Below are 3,375 nucleotides of genomic sequence, written 5' to 3'. Positions count from 1 at the left end.
CGTCGCAGTGGTTCGGGTCCGGATTTCGCTCGTAGGTGACAAGTTCGGGGTGCAGATAGCTGATGAGCATGGCCGCCCAGTGCTGTCGGTGGGCGCGTTGGTTTCTCGGCCGGTGTCTACCGATCGTCTGAGTGCGAACCCGGTATCGGATGCCTTGTACGGCGTGGATTGGGTCGCTGTTGCGCCGTCGGTGGCGAGCGTCGAGCGGAGCCGTGTGGCGGTGCTCGGTGCTGGCTGGAGCTGTGGTGGTCAAGGCTCTGGTGAGGTGCGCGGCTATGGTGATCTTGCGGCGTTGATCGCCGATCTCGATGCTCCTGATTCGGTTGTTCCTGACTTTGTGTTGTTGGAGTGCGCGCGCTACGACGGTGTGGTGCCAGAGGCCGCGCGGCAGGTCGTGACGGGAGTCCTCGATACGGTCCAGGGGTGGTTGGCTGATTCGCGTTTGACTGATTCCCGTCTGGTTGTTGTGACCAGACAGGCTGTGTCTGTTGCTGATTCGGAGCAGGTGAACCTCGGGCATGCGCCGGTGTGGGGTTTGTTGCGTGCCGCGCAGGCCGAGCACCCGGGTCGGTTCCAGCTTCTGGACCTGGATCAACCCGACCAGGACCCGGTCTCCGTCGCGACCGTGGCCGCGGCTGCTGCGTTGGAACCGGAGGCCGCGCTGCGTGGCTCGGCGCTGTTCGTGCCGCGGTTGAGCCGTCACGCACCGGGCACGATCGCTCGGCTGTCCGAGCCGGGTACCGTTCTGGTGACTGGTGGTACTGGTGGTTTGGGTGCGGTGATTGCTCGGCATCTGGTGACCGAACATGGTGTGCGCCAGCTGGTTTTGACGTCTCGTCGTGGTCTGGATGCTCCTGGCGCTGCTGAGTTGCGTGCGGAGTTGGTCGAGCTCGGTGCGCAGGTGACCATCGCCGCGTGTGATGTGTCTGATCGGGACGCACTGGCGGCACTACTGGACACCATCCCGGCCGAGCATCCGCTGGTGGGTGTGGTGCATGCCGCCGGAACCGGTGACAATGGTCTGATCGAGTCGATTACCGCGGACCGGATTGATTATGTGTTCCGGCCGAAGGCCGATGCGGCGTGGCATCTTCACGAGCTCACGCGGGATCATTCGTTGTCGTTGTTCATGTTGTTGTCGTCGGCGGGCGGGCTTGTTCTAGCGGCTGGTCAAGCGAATTATGCTGCGGCGAATGTTTTCCTGGATGCATTAGCGGCGTATCGCCACAGCTTGGGGCTGCCTGCGACGTCTGTGGATTACGGATTGTGGGCGACGGCTACCGGCCTCGGGGGCTTGCTGTCCGAGGCTGATATCGAGCGGATACGTCGCCAGGGTTTCCCGCCGCTGACCGAAGCCGAAGGTCTCGCGCTGTTCGATGCGGCGATATCCACCGATACCGCTCAGCTGGTGGCGTTGCAAGTCGATCCGGCGGTACTACGCACTCGGGGTGAGCAGATTCCGGCCCTGCTGCGTGCGATTGTGCCGGTCCCGGTGCGTCGCCGGACTCGAACTCCGGGGGTGGATCACGCATTTGCCCAGAAGCTGGCCGGTCTTTCGGATGCTGACCGTCACAGTGCTGTGCTCGAATTGGTTCGATCGGTAGCCGCTGGAATTCTTGGGCATACTTCTGCTGATGCTATCGAGCCGCAGCGGGCTTTCCAGGAGCTGGGGTTTGATTCGCTCGGTGCTGTCGAGTTCCGAAATAGGCTCAATTCCCTGACCGGTCTGCGGCTTCCGGCCACGCTTATTTTTGATTATCCGAACGCACATATTGTTGCCGAGTTCATCGGCTCGGAGCTCAGCGGCACGGTGGCTGTTGATGAGGTTGTGGTCAGTCGGGTTCGGGTCGATGATGATCCGATCGCGATTGTCGCGATGAGTTGTCGGTATCCAGGTGGCGTCGCCTCGCCGGAAGACCTGTGGCGGTTGGTTGCCGACGGGATCGATGCCAACGGTGCGTTGCCGGTCGATCGTGGCTGGGATATCGACGGTATCTACGACCCCGAGCCGGGTAAGGCGGGCAAGACGTATACCCGTCAGGGTGGATTCCTTTATTCGGCAGCCGAATTCGATGCGGATTTCTTCGGGATCAGTCCCAAGGAAGCGACGATGATGGATCCGCAGCAGCGGTTGCTGTTGGAGACTTCGTGGGAGGCGTTGGAGCGCGCCGGTATTGATCCGGCGGTATTGCGGGGCAGTCCAACCGGTGTGTTCACCGGCGTGATGTACCACGACTACGCCCAAGGGGCTGACCTCGGTACTAGCGCTGCCGGAAGCTTGGTTTCGGGTCGGGTTGCCTACACGTTGGGGTTGGAGGGTCCAGCCGTCTCGGTGGATACGGCGTGTTCGTCGTCGCTGGTGGCGCTGCATTTGGCCGCGCAGTCGTTGCGGTCGGGTGAGTGCGATTTGGCCTTGGCCGGTGGTGTGGCGGTGATGGCCACGCCGGATATGTTCCTCGAGTTCAGTCGTCAGCGGGGTTTGTCTCCGGATGGACGCTGTAAGTCGTTCGCGGACTCGGCCGATGGTGTGGGTTGGTCCGAGGGCGTCGGTGTGTTGGTGTTGGAGCGGTTGTCCGACGCTCAGCGCAATGGTCATCAGGTTTTGGCGGTGGTTGCTGGTTCGGCGGTGAATCAGGATGGTGCGTCGAATGGTTTGACCGCGCCGAATGGTCCGTCGCAGCGGCGGGTGATTCGCCAAGCGTTGGCCAATGCCGGGGTGTCTGCGGTCGATGTCGATGTGGTTGAAGCTCACGGCACCGGTACGACTTTGGGTGATCCGATTGAGGCGCAAGCGCTTTTGGCCACGTATGGGCAGGACCGTGATCCGGATAGTCCGTTGTGGTTGGGGTCGTTGAAGTCCAATATCGGTCACGCTCAGGCCGCGGCCGGTGTCGGTGGTGTGATCAAGATGGTCATGGCGATGCGCCACGGTGTGCTGCCGAAGACGTTGCATGTTGATCAGCCCTCGACGAAGGTCGATTGGTCCGAAGGCCATATCGAGTTGTTGACCGAGCCGGTGGCGTGGCCGGTGGTGGATCGGCCGCGTCGTGCTGGTGTGTCCTCCTTCGGGCTCAGTGGCACGAATGCTCACGTCATCGTTGAGCAAGGACCGGCCACAGCGGTGCAGCCGGTGTCGGTGGTGAAGACTGTCCCGGCTGGTGGGGTGTTGCCGTGGGTGGTTTCGGCGCGTAGTGGTGAGGCTCTTGCTGATCAGGCCAGGCGCTTGGCTTCGGTTGTCGAGGACCATGATCCGATTGATGTCGGGTTCTCGTTGGTGACTTCGAGGGTGTTGTTCGAGCATCGTGCTGTGGTGTTGGCGCCCGAGCGTGACGGTCTGTTGGCCGGTATACAAGCGTTGGGTCGTGGTGAGGCCAC

At 62.2% G+C, this 3,375-nt stretch carries 1 protein-coding gene; it reads left to right on the top strand.

The annotated features are described in order from the left end of the window. Positions 1-112: 112 nt before the first annotated feature. A partial coding sequence (locus tag NA5_RS38615; protein ID WP_245672683.1) for a type I polyketide synthase occupies positions 113-3,375 on the top strand: 3,263 nt, incomplete at its 3' end.

The sequence above is a fragment of the Nocardia anaemiae NBRC 100462 genome, assembly GCF_001612725.1.
In the GTDB taxonomy this organism is placed as follows: Bacteria; Actinomycetota; Actinomycetes; order Mycobacteriales; family Mycobacteriaceae; genus Nocardia; species Nocardia anaemiae.
Note: the sequence above shows the minus strand (reverse complement) of the source record. Positions and strands in the feature narration are given on the sequence as shown.